Origin of the sequence: Caballeronia sp. LjRoot31 (genome assembly GCF_964253885.1) — a bacterium.
Taxonomy (GTDB): domain Bacteria; phylum Pseudomonadota; class Gammaproteobacteria; order Burkholderiales; family Burkholderiaceae; genus Caballeronia.
Genome location: NZ_CAXURX020000002.1, coordinates 888,848 through 904,627, shown reverse-complemented (window position 1 = coordinate 904,627; position 15,780 = coordinate 888,848). Strand labels below are relative to the sequence as shown.

Genomic DNA, 15,780 nt, shown 5'->3' with positions numbered 1-15,780 from the left:
TCTTACAGATGGTGTACAAGTGCACCTAGAATATCATGGGCAGCCGGCCCCGGAAATGGCAGGTTCCAGCCGTTTTCTTCAGCTATTCACGGATTGTGAGATTCCGGGCTATTCGGCGTGCGACCGCAAACGCCAGCCATACCCCTCTTGCGCACGAAACATCTCGAACCCCTTGGCCTTCTCAGTCGCGATCCGCTGATCAACCATCTCAGCCGATATCGTGTTGAAATCGAACAAGCCGTAGTGATGCGCGATCATCGCTTGAGCGCCACCGTTGCGCGCCAACGCCACCGCTTCATCAAGCGTGAAATTGCCCGGCACGCCATTACCGCTACGCTGCACATCGCGTCCGTTGACCGGCAGCAACGCGACATGCGGGGCATGCGCAGCGACCGCTTCCTCAAGACCCGGGTAAGGAATGCAATCGCCCGAATGATACAAACGAACGCCCCCGGTATCGATCACATAACCGAGCCACGGATAATTCCCGTTCGCGTCCCGGTCCAGCGTCTCATGCGCAGACGCTATGGGCGAGACGAAACAACCGTCCAGAATCTCCACCCGGTCGCCCGCATTCACCACAATCAACCGGTCGATGCCAACTCCGCATCGTTTGACCGCTTCATCGACCACCGCAGCGGGCACGACGAAACGAACTTGCGGAAATCTCCGCGCCAGCGGCTGCAACGTCCCCGGGTCCATGTGATCCGTATGCCGATGCGTGCACAGCACGATATCCAGCCTGTCCAGTTCATCGGGCAGAATGGGCGCCGCCATCATCCTCGCGTGCGGAAATTTTGTGCCCTGGTATTTCTCCGCCAGCGAATCCGACAGGTACGGATCGATCAACATCCTGAACCGGTCGAACTCGATCACAAACCCCGCCTGCCCCAACCAGTGCAACGTCAGTTCATCAGTTCCCGGCCCCGAGCGGGGATCAAGAAGCCGGTCACGCAAGGACGTATCGAAGGTTTCAACGCGAAGGCTTGGCAACGTAGAAGAATCACCAGCAGACATAACCGCCGTCGGCGAGGACGATCGATCCGGTCATCAGGCTTGCTGCATCGCTGGCGAGGAACAGAATGACCGACGCCACTTCATCAACGCGTCCCATCCGGTTCATCGGTGTACCGCCAACCCAGTGCCGCAACTTTTCCTTGTCCTGGTAGACATAGCTATTCATCTCGGTGTCGATATACGTCGGCGCGACGGCATTCACCCGCACGCCCCGCGCGCCCCACTCCGCTGCCAGCGACTTCGTCAGATGATGAACCGCCGCCTTCGACGCGTTGTAGTTCGCCTGCTCCTGCGGCCGGTTGACGATAAACCCCGACATGGAGCCCACGTTCACAATGCTCCCTGAACCGCGCTCGAGCATGCCCTTGCCGAACGCGCGGCAGGCCCAGAACACGCCATTGAGATTGACGTCGATAACCTTGTTCCAGACCTCGTCGGCCATGGTTTCGGCCGGATGATTCGAGATCGCGATGCCCGCATTGTTGACCAGCACGTCCACACGCCCGTGGCGCGCGACGACGGCGTCGTTGACACGCTGGGCAGCGCCCGGGTCGGTGACATCGAAGCGTTCGGTCTCCACACGCAAGCCCTTCGATGCCAGCGTTTCAGCAGCCTTGGCAAGCAGGTCAGCGTCCATGTCCGTGAGAACAACGAGCGCGCCGGCTTCGACCAGCGCCTCGGTGGTAGCGAGACCGATGCCTCGCGCCGCGCCGGTGACAACGGCAATCTTGCCGGTCAGTTTGAACTTGTCGAGATACATGCATTGATCCTTAGATGGGTTTGGCGGGCGCCGGCTTGCCGGCTTGGGCTGCGATCCGGCTGATCTCGTCGAACTCGGGGCCGCGCACCGGAATCTCGACATGAAAGACTTCGGCGATCACGCGGGTCCAGCCATAGATGAAGTAGGTCCAGCCATCCTCAATCTGCAGCGCGCGAGCGGTTTCCTGAGCCCGCGCCTGATCGAGGAAAACCAGGTTGCCGCGATAGTTCAGATCCCACACGACCGCACGCTCCGGGAATACGGCCGCGTCGCTCAACGGCGAACCCGGCGCGTCCTTGCCCAGTCCGGTGGCGTTGATCACCAACGCACCCGGCGACAAACGCCGCAAGACAGCGTCGTTATCTTCGGCCTTCGGCGCAACGACATATTCGCATGGAACATCGAATTTCAGCTCGCGATGGATACGTTCGATTTCCTCCAGCCTGCCAGCCGACCGATTCGACACAATGACCTTCGACGGCCGGTTTGCGCCACGTTCCTTTTGCATCAGATGCCAGGTCAGCGCGATGGTCGAGCCGCCCGCGCCCATCGAAAAAACTTCCGCGCCGGTGGTGGCGAAGTGATCCTTGTGGAGGAAACCATCGAGCGCAAAACCCGACGTGATCGGATCTTTAGCATGACAGATGAATTGTCCATTCCGCTTCGAGAGGCAGCTCGTTTCGCCCATGGTCCGCGCGGTCGGATCGATGACATCGAAGAGATCCTGGCACGCAGCGTACAAATCAATCTTGTGCGTGGTGACCAATGCACCAAGCGACAGCGGATCATGCTTGAGGAATTCGACCGCTTCCCGGTACGCGTCGAGCGACGCATGCGGCTGGAAATCGATGCCCTTCATTTCCACGTCGCCAAGACCGAGATGTTTCGCCCACTCGGGGAACACTCGCATGATCGAACTTTGCCCGGTCGTCACGCCGATGAAATAGAACGTGGGCCGGGTGGCGGGTTGGTAAGCAGGTCGATAAGCCGTCATCGCGTCGCTCCTTCCGCGGCCATGACGCCACGCGCCAGCAAAGTCTCGACTTCCTGCTCCGTGCGCGGCTTGTACCGCGGGTTGGGTACGCTGCGCCATGAGCCCGCGCCATCATCAACAATGCGCAGCTTCATGCCATTCGACTGCTCGATGATCGCGTAGTCCTGACCCGAATCCGCCGGATAGCAGAACAGCATCACGAAGTCGTCCTGCCCAAGATTCACTGACCGGTGAATCCACCTCGGCGGCACATAACAGGCCGTGTTTGCCTTGATCTCGACCACACGCGTATCGCCCGTCGGCGACTCCATCACCATCACACCGAACCCCTTGAGGCCGAAGTACAACTCGGGCCTGTCGATAGCCGCATGAATGTGGCCGCGCGTCATGAAGAACTCGTCGCCTACCTTGCCGGGACTCATGCGGGTTACGCCCGTGATCAGGTCGCCCGGGTTGCTGTTGGGCCGGTGATCGGTGACTTCATACACCACCTCATCGCCGCGAGCGGCTGCGAGCGCGTCGAACGCAGCGGGATCGGCATACAACCCGCCCAGGTCGCGCAGGAATTTCTGATAGCGCGAGTCAGTGCCGGTCATCAAGCCGGTCTGCAAGTCGACATCGAAGGAACGCGGTTCAGGCCATTGCATCGGGTCCATCTCCTTGAAATTGCAAGCCGCTTCGCCTTGATGAGCCATCAGCGTGAAATCATCAAAGGCTAAACGTTAGTTTTAATAATGATAACTTTAACGAAATTTCAAAACATGGGGGTTTTCCCCAAATAACAAGCTCTGTTTTTCCGTTCAATGATAGCTATACTATCGTTCATGATGTGCAGACACAACGTTATCCCCGCTAACGTTGCGTCATACGCAAATTCGACCGCAAGGCAAGGCGGCGCTTCAAGAGCGCCGCACGCCAACCCGCTGGAGAGATTCGATGCACGAACAACCGTCCCCTGAGCGCAACCCTTCCCAGCACGTTGTGAACGCGCTGCGCGAGGCGCTCGGAGCCGATGTAGTCAGCCTGCCGCACGAGTTCGCCGGAAGGAAGAATTCGGACTCGAGCCGCATGCCGTGCGAGGAGCCGCTTGCGTTGATCCGGCCGCGCAATACGGAACACGTTGCCACTGCGCTGCGGATCTGCCACGAGCACGGACAGGCGGTCGTCACGCAAGGCGGCTTGACGGGACTCGCCGGGGGCGCGACTTTCCTCGGCGGCGAAGTGGCGTTGAGCCTGGAACTGATGAACGGCATTGAAAGTATCGACGCAGTCAGCGCGTCCATGACCGTGCTGTCCGGCACGCCGCTGCAGATCGTCCAGGAAGCCGCGGACGCTGCGGGCTTCATGTTTCCACTCGATCTCGGTGCGCGCGGAAGCTGCACGATCGGCGGCAATCTCGCGACCAACGCGGGGGGCAATCGCGTGATCAAGTACGGGATGATGCGCGACCAGGTACTCGATATAGAAGCCGTGCTGGCGGATGGCAGCATCGTCGGCGGCTTGCGCAAGATGATCAAGAACAACACGGGGTATGACCTGCGCAACCTGTTGATCGGCAGCGAAGGAACGCTGGCCGTCATCACGCGCGCCGTGCTGCGCTTGCGGCCGAAGCCCCGCGCGGTATCCACGGCATGGTGCGGCCTGCCGAACTACGACGCCGTGACCACGTTGTTGCGGCGCGCGCAAGAAAGCCTGCCGGCGGGTGTCTCCGCATTCGAAGTCATGTGGCCGGGTTATTACGATTTCGTGCTGTCGCGCTTGCCCGAATTACGCGCGCCACTTGAAGGGAAACATGCCTTCTACGTGCTGCTGGAAAGCAGCGGCGCCGATCCCGAACGTCAGGCCGGTGCCTTCGAAGACTTCCTCTCGGGCATGCTCGAAGAAGGACTGCTTAGCGATGCCGCGCTGGCTTCATCCGAGTCGGATGCAGCCGCGTTCTGGGCGATTCGCGACGCGCCCGGCGAGTATCAGCGGCTGATTCCAGGCCGCGTTTCCTTCGATGTCAGCTTCTCGATCGCCGACGTGGGCGAAGCCGCTCGCCGATGCGAACAGCAGCTTCGCGAACACTGGCCCGACGCGACCATCCTGATCTATGGACATCTCGGTGACGGCAATCTGCATATCGTCGTTCAGGAACCCGACTGGCCGCGCGATACCGCGCCCAAGGTGCAAGCCGTGGTGTACGGCGTGACCGGCGAGATGGGCGGCTCGGTATCGGCGGAACACGGCATTGGCACGAAGAAGCTGAAGGTGCTGGCGTTGTCGCGTACCCCGGCCGAACTTGCAGCCATGCGCGCGATCAAGGCCGCCCTGGATCCGCTGAACATCCTCAATCCCGGAAAGTTGTTGCCGCACTGATTCAACAGTTCTTATGTTTTTTTAAAACCGCCAAACCCCAACAAAAGGAGGAGACATGACGCGGTTCGTGAAGCAGGTGATGTGTGGTGTAGCGCTGGCAGTGGCAAGCGTGGTTGCAACGGCCCCGGCGTTTGCTGCCGACAAGATGAAAGTAGGCATTTCCATGAAGGTGCTCAACGCGCCTTACTTCTCGGCTGCCATGGAGTCAGCCAAAGCACGTGCTACGGAACTCGGCGCTGACGTCATTACGGCCGACGCGCAGGGCAAGATGGGCAAGCAGATCTCGGACGTGGAAGACATGTTGACGCGTGGCATCAAGGTGCTGATCATCGACCCGGCCGATCCTAAAGGTCTCGTCAACTCCGTGAACGCAGCCACGGCCGCCGGCGTGAAAGTGGTCGTGATCGACAGTACGCTCGACCCGAAGGCCAACTACCTGACGCTCGTGCAATCGTCGAATCGCGAGAACGGTGCGCTGGTCGGCTCATGGGTTGTCGACACGATGGGTGACAAGCCGCTGAAGATCGCGCTGATCTCCGGCGAGAAAGGCAATCCGGTCGGCAAGGAACGGCGTGACGGCGTGATCGACGGGATTGTCGAAGCGCAGCTCGCCAAGACCGGCAAGGTCAACATGCAGATCGTCGGTCAGGGCTGGGGCAACTGGTCGGATGAAGGCGGGTTGAAGGCCATGGAAGATTTGCTGGTTGCCAACAAGGACATCAACATGGTGCTCGGCGAAAACGACAGCATGGTCCTCGGCGCACGCCGTGCAATCGAAAGCGCGAACCGTACGGGCATTACGCTGGTTGCCGCAGCCGACGGCCAGAAGGAAGCGCTCAACCTGATCAAGCAGGGCAAGTACGGCGCGACCGCACTGAACGATCCGGCACTCGTCGCGCGCACGGCGGTGGACATCGGGATGAAAGCGGCGAAGGGTGAAGTGACCAACGTGCCGAAGATTTCGTACACACCGTCCGCTGTGATCAACCAGAGCAACGTCGACAAGTTCTACAACCCGAAGGCGATCTTCTAAAGACGCGCGGGTTCATGCAGGCGCACCGGCCCGGCCGGTGCGCCTGCATTCTGGAGACACCTTCATGATTCCATTCATCGCCCTTACCGGCGTCGACAAACGCTTCGGCGGCATTCACGCCATTGAAGGCGTCGACTTCGATGTCCTTGGCGGCGAAGTCCATGCGCTCGTCGGCGAGAACGGCGCGGGCAAGTCGACGCTGATGCGCATTATCGGCGGCGGCCATCAACCCGATGCCGGTACGATCAAGGTCGAAGGACAAGAGATATTCTTTCGCAATCCGCATGCGGCCATGGAAGAAGGCATTGCGGTGATTCATCAGGAAACGGCATTGGCGCCGGATCTCTCGGTAGCTGAAAACGTGTTCCTCGGCGCGTTGCCGGTCGTGATCGACTGGCGTTCGCTGCGCAGGCAAGCGCATGAATTGATCGCGAGCCTCGGCTTCGACATAGACCCTTCCGCGCTGGTCAGCGGCCTGTCCGCGGCGCAATGCCAGGTGATTGAAATTGCCAAGGCGCTCAGCCGGCAAGTGAAGCTGCTGGTGCTGGACGAACCCACCGCCGCCCTCGCGCCGTCGGATGCCAACAAACTGCTCGAGATCGTACGCGGGCTGCGCTCGCGCGGCGTGGGCATTGTTTATATTTCGCATCGGCTGGATGAGGTGTTCGCCATAGCGGACCGCATCACGGTGCTCAAGGACGGCAAGCGCGTGGACACCGTCAAGCCTGCGGATATCAGCATGGACGGACTCATTCGCAAGATGGTCGGCCGCCCGCTTTCAGTGCTGTTCCCGCAACGTCACGCGACGCTCGGCGACGAAGTGCTGAAGGTAACGGGCCTCGTACGCGGCCATGCTGTGCGCAATGTCTCGTTCACGCTGCGCGCCGGCGAGGTGGTCGGGCTTGGCGGCCTGATCGGCTCGGGCCGCACGGAAGTCGCCCGGCTGATCTTCGGCGCGGACACCCGCGATTCCGGCACCATTGAACTGAAGCAAAAGCTGCTGGCGATTCGCTCGCCAATGGAAGCGGTCAAGGCCGGCATCGGCTTCGTTCCTGAAGACCGTAAGGGCCAGGGCGCGGTTTTATCGATGCCCATCCGCGTCAACGCCACGCTCGCCGCGCTTAAATCCGTCAGCCTTCCGGGCGGTGTTCTCGCGTTCGGCCGCGAGCGTGCATTCGTTCAAAAATTGATGGAACAACTACGTATCAAGGCCCGTTCGATGGACGCCGACGTCTCCACGCTATCAGGCGGCAACCAGCAAAAAGTCGTGCTCGCCAAGTGGTTTCATGCGGACGGCGACCTGATCATCCTCGACGAACCTACACGTGGTGTCGACGTGGGCGCCAAGGTGGAAATCTATACGCTGATCAATCAGCTCGCGGAACGCGGCAAGGCGGTGCTCGTGATCTCGTCCGAGCATCAGGAGTTGATGGGCTTGTGCGATCGCATTCTCGTGATGGGCGAAGGCGAGATTCGCGGCGAACTCCAACCCGCCGATTTCAGCGAAGAGCAGATCCTCTCGCTCTCCTTGCAACGTGTGCCGAACGAAGCGCCGGACGAAGCGCCCGCTGCGCTCACCCACTAAACCAGACACGGAGACTCGCATCATGAATCCCAGCGCCGTCACTCAGAAATCGCGTCAGGCGCAATCCGGCCACGCACACGCAAGACATTGGTGGTCAGTCGCCCGCCGCTTCAACACGGTCGCCATTTTGATCGTGCTTGTGATCGCCGCGTCGTTCGTATCGAGCGACTTCTTCTCGGTGGCTAACCTGTCCAACATCTCGCGTCAGGTCGCGGGCGTCGGCATCATGTCGGTGGGCATGCTGCTGGTCGTGCTGACCGGCGGTATCGACTTGTCGGTCGGCTCCATCGCGGCGCTGGGCAGCGTGGTTTCGGCCATGCTCATTCCCCAGTACGGCCTGAGCGTCGCCCTGCTCGTCACGCTGCTGGTCGGTGGTCTATGCGGCTTTGTATCCGGCGCGTTGATCGCGTGGTTCCGCCTCACGCCGTTTGTCGTCACGCTGGCCATGATGACCGTTGCGCGCGGTGTGGCCATGATCGTCTCCAATGGCTCGCCTATCCTCGTCGACGATCCAGGTCAGGCGCTGCTCGACTTCGGCCGTCATTCGTATTTCGGCATACCAGGCCCGACGCTCGTGATGCTGATCGTGTTCGCGATTGGCGGGATTGCGCTGAACTGGCTTCGTGCAGGCCGCGTGGTCCGCGCGATCGGATCGAACGAGGAAGCCGTGCGGCTGTCGGGCGTGCCGGTCGCGCGCCATGTGCTCGGCACGTATGTCAGCTCGGGACTACTGGCGGCGCTTGCCGGCATCATCTCGACGTCGCGTGCAGGAGTGGGTGCACCGACGGTCGGCGTAGGCGACGAGCTGACCGTGATTGCCGCGGTCGTGATCGGCGGAGCGAGTCTGGCGGGCGGTAAAGGCGGCGCCGTGAATACGCTGATGGGCGTGCTGATCCTGGGGGTGATCGGCAACATCATGAACCTTGCCAGCGTGCCGGGTTACCATCAGCAAGTGGTGATGGGCGTGATCATCGTGGCGGCTGTCCTGTCGCAACGCGGTGCCCGTTTCTGGCGCCGCTAGCAGAGGGCGATCCGATACACTTGGCAACGTGGCCTCAGGCCTGCACGGGGCGCCGCTTGCGGCGCCCCGTTGACAATGAACGAAGGAACATCGAGTGCCCGATTACAACATCCTCGAACTGATCGACCGCGCGCGTCCCAACCTTCGCCGTGGCAGCCGGCAAGTGGCCGAGTACATCCTTGCAAACCTCGCTTCGATCTCCGACATCAACCTGGCCGAGCTCGCCCGCAACGCGCAGGTCAGCGAGCCGACCGTGCTGCGATTTTGCGCGACGCTAGGCTGCAGCGGCTTCAAGGACTTCAAGATCCGCATGGTGCAGAGCCTGGCGCTCGGCGCACCGGCGACGCACTCGGTGCTCGCCAAGGGCGACGACCCGGAGACCATTGCCACCAAGATCTTCGACTACACCATCACCAGCCTCGACTGGGCGCGCAAGAAGCTGGATTTCGCGGCTATCGGGCGGGCGGTGGACTTGCTGGCGAAAGCGCGGCGGATCGAGTTCTTCGGCTTTGGCGCGTCGGGCATTGTCGCGCTGGACGCGCAGCAGAAGTTTCCGCTCTTCGGCGTGCCATGCGTCGCGCATCAGGATTCGCACCAGCAGTTCATTGCGGCGTCCATGCTCAAGCCGGGCGACGCGGTCGTGGCCATCTCGAACACCGGCTCTACCCGTTCGCTGATCGAGGTCGCGCGGACCGCCCGCGAACGCGGCGCAAGCGTCATTGTGATCACTGGATCGAATAGTCCGCTCGCAAGCTTCTCCGACGTCGCCGTGATAGCGGAGACGCTGGAAAATACAGATGTCTATACACCGACCACGTCGAGGCTAGCCGCACTTGTCATTATCGATATCCTCTCGACCAGTGTCGCGCTGCGCAAAGGCGACGCTCATACGCTCGCCGTGCTCGACATGAAAAAGCGCCTGGCCGACATGCGCTCGACCGGCGTCATTTAATAAGCAGTAACCCTCGCTACTCGTACACATCAGGAAGGCCACCCCCGGCCTTTGCACATGGCGCCTGCCACGGGCTTAAGAGTCTGCTAAGACAGACAAGCCTGAATTCCTCTGAAATTGCCAGCTTTTCAATAACTTGTTGTTCAAATAATACGCATGCCGATTGAATGTTCCTTGTCGGCAAAAAGATAAATATCATTCACGAAAATGAAATCGGGCCAGACTATGGTTCGTCGAGCCAGACGTTCAGTACCCTTCGAAAAGCTTACAACTCGGTGGGTATAGGGCTTTTAGCCTATTTGTGATTCGGTCGGCCTCATGTCTGACGGTTTGGAATGCTAATTATTTCGGCTATATGAATTTTTGGCATGTTGGTTTAGAAAGCAACGGAATAACCAAACAATCAAACATCAGTGGGACTTTTCGACCCGTTCAAATAGGATGTCTCCTTCTTTTACAACAACTGAAGCACAACAAAATGAAAATTCAGAAAACCGCGGCTGCCATCTTTGCTATCGGAGCATTTGCTGGCGCTGCACACGCACAAAGCAGCGTGACCCTGTACGGCGTTGCCGACGGCGGCATTCTCTTTAACAACAACGTCAAGGGTGCGAAGCAATATGCGCTATCCAGCGCCAATTCATCGCGCTGGGGCTTGCTCGGCTCTGAAGATCTGGGCGGCGGCCTCAAGGCAATCTTCGACCTGGAAAACGGTTATACCCTCGGCACCGGCGCGCTGAGCCAGGGCGGCCTGGAATTCGGCCGCAAGGCCTTCGTCGGTCTGTCGAGCAGCACGTACGGTACGCTGACGCTGGGCCGCCAGTACTCGGCAAGTAACGACGCCACGGCCACCTTTGCATCGGGTGCTGACTGGGCTGCATCCGGCCTCGGCTACGGTACGCGCGCAGGCGACGTCGATAACGTGGATACGTCGAACCGCATTCAGAACGCCCTCAAGTACACGAGCCCGAACTACCGTGGCGTGACGGTTGGCGTCTTGTACAGCCTGGGCGGCCAGGCCGGCCAGTTCTCGAGAAACGCGGTCACCGACGCAGCCGTGTCGTACGCAAACGGCCCGATCAAGTTGGGTGCAAGCTACAACTTCACCAAGGACCCGTACTTCTCGACGTTTGGCGACCAGGGCAACTCGTCGACGCCGACGTCGGCCGCGGGCGGCACCAACAACATGCCGAGCCGTATTTACGGCGGCTACGCGTCGGCAGGCTCGCAGCAGATCATCACCGCCGGCGGTTCGTACGCAGTGGGACCGGCAACGATCGCGCTGCTGTACTCGAACACCCAGTTCCAGAACCTGGGTTCACTCGGCAATCCTCCGGGCAGCTTTGGCACCAAGTACAACGGCGGCACCGCTACGTTCAATTCGGGCGAAGTGAACGTGAAGTACGCACTGACCCCGGCTCTGACGCTGGCCGGCGCGTACATCTACACGCATAACAGCGGCGCCGACGACGTAGGCAGCGCGAAGTACAACCAGTTCAACCTGGGCACCATCTACTCGCTGTCCAAGCGTACGACGCTTTACGCGATCGGCTTCTTCGAGACCGCTTCGGGTGTCGATTCGACGGGCAAACAGGCTGTTGCTGACTTCAGCGGCTCGTCCTTCTCGTCCAACAATCACCAGTTGGCAGCGATCGTCGGCATCACGCACAAGTTCTAAAATGATGGTTTGACGCTTCGGGCGGTACTCCTAAGCGTCTCTGGAAGCACACAGCCTTCTCTCTCCATTTTTTCGGAGAGAGAAGGCTTTTTTTGCCTCATACCCCGCTTGCGTAGCCGCCGTCCACAGGCAAGGTCACGCCCGTGATGAACGCCGACGCCGGCGATGCCAGGAACAACGTCGCGCCAATCAGGTCATCCACTTCGCCCCAACGCTTGAGCGCGCTGCGCGCCGCTATCTTCTCCGCGCTGGCCGGTACTTCCCAGAGCGCGCGTGTCATGTCGGTCCGGTGGTAGCCTGGCGCAATCGCGTTTACCCGTACCCCTGCCGGGCCGAACGCGTGAGCCAGCGAACGCGTCAAGCCGAGAATGCCGGTCTTGCTCGCGCAATAAGCCGGCACATCCACGTCGGCGATATAACTCAGCATGGACGCCACGTTGACGATCGATCCACGCGCCTGCTCGAGTTTGTCACGAGCGGCCATTGCGAGGCGCATGACCGCCGTCAGGTTCACGTCGATCACTTCGCGAAAGACATCGTCACGATATTCATCGGCGGGACGCGCCACGCCAGCCGCGTTCACCAGCACATCGAGCGCGCTCAGCGTAGCGACGAAACGCTTGATGGCGTCGTTATCGCGGACATCCAGTTGCTCGAAGCGAATGCCTTCGAGCGTGACGTCCGCGCGCAACCCTTCGAGCTTGCCAGCCGAGCTGCCGGTTGCAATCACCTGAGCGCCCAACGCCGCAAAACCCCGCGCGATTGCGAGTCCAATGCCGCTGGTTGCGCCGGATACGAGGACCGTCTTGCCGTCGAAGAGGCCGGGACGGAACGCGGCTGTTTCCGCGCCTTTGAGTTCGCCTGTCATGTGTTGTCTCGCTTTTAAATTTGGTTATCGGATCGTGCTGCGTATCGGTCCATCGCCTTCAACGCTGCAACCACCAATGGTGCATCGACGGGATACGGCTCGTTGTGGATGATCTCGCCCGCCCGGCATGCACGCTTCGCCACGGTCTCAAGCGCCGCTTCGTCGCTCACGTCCACGTTGATCTGCGCGAGACGCGTAGGCAGGCCCACGGCGCGGCAGAAACGAAACACGCGAGCCCGTTCGTCGTCAGGCACCGCCGATAAAAACAGCGACGCCAGCACGCCGATAGCAACCTTCTCGCCGTGCAGCAAGCCATGCGACGAAGGCAGGTCCGCAAGACCGTGATGAATGGCATGCGCCGCGGCCACGCCACCCGACTCGAAGCCGATGCCCGAAAGCAGCACGGTCGCTTCCAGCGTGGCGTCGAAGTCCGGCGTGACGATCTGTGCGCGGCAATCATCCACCGCCTGCACGGCATGCGCGAACAAGGTATCGCGACATAACTTCGCTGCCTCGAAAGCCAGCGCCGTGCCGCGACCGCCACAAAGATTGTTCGCATAGGCACGGCGGCATGCATCGGCTTCGTAGAAAGTAGCGAGCGCGTCCCCAATCCCTGCGATAAAGAAACGCACGGGCGCACGCACGATCAGGCTGGTATCGAGCAGCACGAGATCCGGATTGCGACGGACGAAGCGGTCGCGCACCACCCGGCCCTCCTCGTCGTAGATCACAGCAAGCGCTGAACACGGCGCATCCGATGCAGCAATGGTCGGTACGCACACGAACGGCAAACGCAGGTCGTCAGCGGCGGCGCGACCCGTATCGACCACCTTGCCGCCGCCGAACGAGACCACGATGTCGGCCCCGCTCTCGCGAATCCATGCAGCTGCTGCAGAGACGGAGCGTTCGGTGCACGCGGCATCGACGCTACGCACGGCGAGCTTCACGCGTTCAGCCTTCGACAACGCAGGTTCAAGCAAAGCGGCAACGTTACTGTCGACGAGACACGCCGCGTGCGTGCCCAGGCGCGCGAGTTCCGCGTCGAGTGAATCGAGCGCGCCCGCGCCCTGGACGTATCGCGAGGGGAAGATGCTGGTTCGGAGCATGATGGGTTCAGGGAAAAGGAGTGAGTTGAACGCCGAGCGCATCGGCGAGTTCGTGTTCGGTGCGAACAATGCGTACGCCATCGGGAAACGTGCCAGCAGCGCTTTCATGCTCGGGCCACGCGAGCACCCGCATGCCGGCCGCGATAGCGGCGCGGGCGCCGGTCGGGCTGTCTTCCACCACGATCGCTTCCTCAGGAGTCACGCGCAGCAGCCACGCAGCGCGCTGATACGGCTCGGGGTCGGGCTTGCCGGCGCGTACGTCGTTAGCGCTGATGGAGATCAGTTGCGGGTCCTGCAAGTCGAGCGCGCGGAGCCCCGCTTCAAGCAACATACGCGATGAGTTAGACACAATCGCTTGCCGTGTTCCCGCTGCGTGCACGGCGTGATAGACACCGAGTGCGCCGGGTCGCGGCTGCATCTTCGGGGCTTCGGACAGATAGTGCCGCGCCCTTGCCATAGACCATTGACCGTAGTCGAAATCGATTCCGAAACGTTCGCAGCAGTACGCGTGCACTTCGCGGCCGGTCTTGCCGAATATCGATGCATGCAGGTCGTCGCCCGCGTCTATTCCATGATGGGTCAACACGGCGACCAGTGTGCTCAGATGCAGCGCTTCACTGTCGGCGAGCGTGCCGTCCATGTCCCACAGGACAGCTTTGATTACTTGCGTCGTCATGCATGAGCCTCGGCGAGACGATCCAGGTCGTCGTAGAACTGTTGCGAGCTCATATAGAGCCGCTCGAAGATCGGCATCATCCGATCGTAGGTGTCGCTTGCCCGCGGGTCCGGCAAGACCTCGCGTTCGAACTGAACGAAGGCCGCGACTGCATCGCCCAGACGCGCGAACTGGCCGTGTGCGGTCGCCGCAAGAATGGCGCAGCCGATCACGCCGCATTCGAGTTGAGCCGGCACGAGGATCGGCGTGCGATACATGCTTGCCTTGATCTCCAGCCAGAGAGCAGCCTTGGCGCCGCCGCTTGCCGCGACCAGCCGCTCCATGTGCACGCCCGCTGATTCGATCACGCCAATGTGCCGCCGCACGCCGAACGCGACCCCTTCCAATACCGCGCGATGCAGATGCGCCGTGCCATGCTTGGCCGCGATACCGAAGAACTGGGCGCGCGAATTCGAATGTTCGCCGAGCCTTTCACCGCTCAGGTAAGGCAGGAAGAACAGGCCCTCGGAACCGACGGGTGCATCGGCAGCTTTCTGTGCAACGGCCTCGTAGCTCAGGGCATTTTCGTGGAATGCACGACGCGCCCAGCGCACTGCATCGCCACCCGAATCGAGCAGCATGAAGCGTCCCCAGAGCCCTTCCGCCGAGATCATGTTCGAGACTTCCGGGTGCAGCATGGGGGTGTCCGCGATCACCGTGATGATCGACGACGTGCCGGTGATATCCGAGCCGAGACCGGGTCCGTACACGCCGGAGCCCAGCATGGAAAGCGGATAGTCCGCGCCGCCCACAAGCACCGGCGTACCTTCGCGCAGGCCAGTTGCCTGAGCCGCTTCGGAGGTGACCGTGCCGAGTATTTCCTGCGGCGAGCGGATGGGCGGGAGCTTGCTGCCGTCGAGACCGAGTGTGTCGAGCATGGGCTGGGACCAGGAGCGTGTTTCAGGGTCCATCAGGAAGCTCGTGGAGGCGTCGCTCCAGTCCCAGGCGCGCTCGCCGGTCAGCCGGAAGTTGATGTAGTCCTTCGGCATGAACACCGTTGCCGCACGTTCGTATGCATCGGACTCGTTCTGCTTGAGCCATTGCAGTTTGAAGCCGGGCCATGCGGGTGTTGCCGGATTGGCCGTCAATGGCAGATACGATGCGGCAGCGTGGCTCGCGCGAAAGGCAGCCACTTGCGCAAGCGTGCGTTTGTCGTTCCAGAGCGGTGCGGTTTCGCGGGTGAGTTGACCGTCTGCGTCGATAAGAACCGTGCCGTGCATCTGGCCGCACGCGCAGATGGCCGCGATGTTTTCGGCAGCATGGGGCGTGCTGTTCAAGACCTCGCGGATGGCCCCGGCTACGCCTTGCCACCAGTCGGTCGGGCGCTGCTCGGACCAGCCGTAGCGCGGCACGATCTGCTCGTGTTCGCGCGCCGCAATGCTCACTATGACGCCATGCGAATTGACCAGGGCGGCGCGCGCGCTGCCAGTGCCAACGTCGATGGCAAGGTAATACGTCTCCATCACTCGAATCCTCAGGTACTGCCTGAACGAGCAAGCAAAAACTCGCTGAGCCGGCGTGCGGGTGATTGCGTCTAGGTTTTATTAACGTTATTTTGACTACGTTTTTTGATCGTGTCAATTAAACGATATCGCGGTTAAATGCGGATTTTTGCCATATTCTGCCCATCCGAGGTAAGTTCAGTTTAGCTCATATCGTTGTTTTTGCTAACTTTACAGTGCGTTAGCGTGAT

The 15,780-nt window shown here is 60.9% G+C and carries 14 protein-coding genes; 6 read left to right on the top strand and 8 right to left on the bottom strand.

Annotated features, from left to right (window positions below):
• Window positions 1-108: 108 nt before the first annotated feature.
• From ACSQ8V_RS22430 to ACSQ8V_RS22415, 4 genes are read right to left on the bottom strand one after another with little or no spacing between them, the layout of a single operon-like run.
• The gene (locus ACSQ8V_RS22430; protein ID WP_436207197.1) at window positions 109-1,017 is read right to left on the bottom strand and encodes an MBL fold metallo-hydrolase; all 909 of its coding nucleotides are present in this window, start codon (window positions 1,015-1,017) and stop codon (window positions 109-111) included.
• Entirely contained in the window at window positions 1,004-1,777 is a 774-nt protein-coding gene (locus tag ACSQ8V_RS22425; RefSeq protein WP_436207196.1) for an SDR family NAD(P)-dependent oxidoreductase, read from the bottom strand. The genes ACSQ8V_RS22430 and ACSQ8V_RS22425 overlap by 14 nt, the downstream gene beginning before the upstream one ends.
• A 10-nt stretch (window positions 1,778-1,787) precedes the next feature.
• The gene (locus ACSQ8V_RS22420; RefSeq protein WP_436207195.1) at window positions 1,788-2,771 is read right to left on the bottom strand and encodes a shikimate dehydrogenase family protein; all 984 of its coding nucleotides are present in this window, start codon (window positions 2,769-2,771) and stop codon (window positions 1,788-1,790) included.
• Window positions 2,768-3,418 carry a glucose-6-phosphate isomerase gene (locus ACSQ8V_RS22415; protein WP_436207194.1) on the bottom strand — a complete coding sequence of 217 codons (651 nt, stop codon included), beginning with the start codon at window positions 3,416-3,418 and terminating at the stop codon, window positions 2,768-2,770. Before ACSQ8V_RS22415 ends, ACSQ8V_RS22420 begins: the two co-directional genes overlap by 4 nt.
• Window positions 3,419-3,707: 289 nt before the next feature.
• Between ACSQ8V_RS22415 and ACSQ8V_RS22410 the strand changes: the two genes are divergently transcribed.
• The 6 genes from ACSQ8V_RS22410 (at window position 3,708) to ACSQ8V_RS22385 (ending at window position 11,398) form a co-directional block, all read left to right on the top strand.
• The gene (locus tag ACSQ8V_RS22410) at window positions 3,708-5,129 is read left to right on the top strand and encodes an FAD-binding oxidoreductase (RefSeq protein ID WP_436207193.1); all 1,422 of its coding nucleotides are present in this window, start codon (window positions 3,708-3,710) and stop codon (window positions 5,127-5,129) included.
• A 55-nt stretch (window positions 5,130-5,184) separates the two neighbouring features.
• Window positions 5,185-6,162 (top strand): sugar ABC transporter substrate-binding protein, encoded by a 978-nt coding sequence (locus tag ACSQ8V_RS22405; RefSeq protein ID WP_213762121.1) that lies wholly within the window; start codon window positions 5,185-5,187, stop codon window positions 6,160-6,162.
• A 64-nt stretch (window positions 6,163-6,226) separates the two neighbouring features.
• Window positions 6,227-7,747 (top strand): sugar ABC transporter ATP-binding protein, encoded by a 1,521-nt coding sequence (locus ACSQ8V_RS22400; RefSeq protein ID WP_436207192.1) that lies wholly within the window; start codon window positions 6,227-6,229, stop codon window positions 7,745-7,747.
• Between the two features lie 22 nt (window positions 7,748-7,769).
• Entirely contained in the window at window positions 7,770-8,768 is a 999-nt protein-coding gene (locus ACSQ8V_RS22395) for an ABC transporter permease (RefSeq protein ID WP_436183746.1), read from the top strand.
• A 94-nt stretch (window positions 8,769-8,862) separates the two neighbouring features.
• The gene (locus ACSQ8V_RS22390) at window positions 8,863-9,720 is read left to right on the top strand and encodes an SIS domain-containing protein (protein ID WP_436183745.1); all 858 of its coding nucleotides are present in this window, start codon (window positions 8,863-8,865) and stop codon (window positions 9,718-9,720) included.
• A 478-nt stretch (window positions 9,721-10,198) separates the two neighbouring features.
• Complete coding sequence (locus tag ACSQ8V_RS22385; RefSeq protein ID WP_218627157.1) at window positions 10,199-11,398, top strand: porin; 1,200 nt, start codon at window positions 10,199-10,201, stop codon at window positions 11,396-11,398.
• A 97-nt stretch (window positions 11,399-11,495) separates the two neighbouring features.
• Here the strand turns inward: ACSQ8V_RS22385 and ACSQ8V_RS22380 are convergent, their stop codons facing one another.
• Genes ACSQ8V_RS22380 through ACSQ8V_RS22365 form a run of 4 tightly spaced genes read right to left on the bottom strand, consistent with a single transcriptional unit; the run spans window position 11,496 to window position 15,550 of the window.
• Window positions 11,496-12,266, bottom strand: coding sequence for an SDR family NAD(P)-dependent oxidoreductase (locus ACSQ8V_RS22380; protein ID WP_436207191.1), 771 nt, complete (start codon window positions 12,264-12,266; stop codon window positions 11,496-11,498).
• Between the two features lie 14 nt (window positions 12,267-12,280).
• Window positions 12,281-13,372: a glycerol dehydrogenase gene (locus ACSQ8V_RS22375; RefSeq protein ID WP_436207190.1), complete on the bottom strand. Its 1,092-nt coding sequence runs from the start codon at window positions 13,370-13,372 to the stop codon at window positions 12,281-12,283.
• A gap of 7 nt (window positions 13,373-13,379) precedes the next feature.
• Window positions 13,380-14,048: an HAD family hydrolase gene (locus ACSQ8V_RS22370; protein ID WP_436207189.1), complete on the bottom strand. Its 669-nt coding sequence runs from the start codon at window positions 14,046-14,048 to the stop codon at window positions 13,380-13,382.
• The gene (locus ACSQ8V_RS22365) at window positions 14,045-15,550 is read right to left on the bottom strand and encodes a xylulokinase (RefSeq protein WP_436207188.1); all 1,506 of its coding nucleotides are present in this window, start codon (window positions 15,548-15,550) and stop codon (window positions 14,045-14,047) included. Before ACSQ8V_RS22365 ends, ACSQ8V_RS22370 begins: the two co-directional genes overlap by 4 nt.
• Window positions 15,551-15,780: the final 230 nt, after the last annotated feature.